This is a genomic window from Candidatus Symbiopectobacterium sp. NZEC135, assembly GCF_025962695.1.
Genome location: NZ_JAGFPF010001123.1, coordinates 1 through 704 on the forward strand (window position 1 = coordinate 1; position 704 = coordinate 704).

Sequence of the window (704 nt, forward strand, 5' to 3'; positions counted from 1 at the left end):
TGCGCCGCCGCCGCGATGCAAGCCCACTTTGCGATCCTCGGCGGGCCCTTCACGGCGAAAACCGAAATCGGCGCTGACCATACGCACCGGGCCGATAGTATCGGCATCAAGCCATTCACGGACTTGTCTATAAACCGGGAAGAAGCGCGTCCACATGCCTTCCATCAGAAAAAGATTTTTTTCACGCGCGACGCGGATAACCTCTGCGGTTTCATGACGATTCAGGGTAAACGGCTTTTCGCACAGCACTGATTTACCGTGATTCAGACATAACAAGATATTGTCTTTATGGGCGCTGTTGGGGGTGGCAATGTAGACCACGTCGACATCGGGATCGCTCACCAACGCCTCATAGCTGCCGTAGTATTTCTGCGCGGGAAAATGCTCGCCAAACTGTTCGGCATGTTGCAAAGAACGAGAACCTACGGCATAAAGCTCCGCATCGCTTAACTGGCCCAGCCCTTGTGCGAAGCTTTTCGCAATAGTGCCGGTGCCCATGATTGCCCATTTGATGGTTGCCATCTCTTTTCCTCTATCAACCTGCTCTATTTTTAAAATGCCGGTTTTTAAAATGCCAGTTTTTAAAATACCGTTTTGATTTTCGATGTATAGCAGGAAAAGTAAAAAGTGTTAGCGTGCTAGCTTTTGTCGGGGATAAAACAGAGATAAAAAAAATCCGGCGTCTGAGCGCCGGATTTTCATGC

General features: G+C 49.6%; 1 protein-coding gene. It reads right to left on the minus strand.

Annotation, left to right across the window (positions count from 1 at the left end):
* The coding region (locus J5224_RS32835; RefSeq protein WP_264629100.1) for a Gfo/Idh/MocA family protein at positions 1-522 on the minus strand (522 nt) is incomplete at its 3' end.
* Between the last annotated feature and the right edge of the window lie 182 nt (positions 523-704).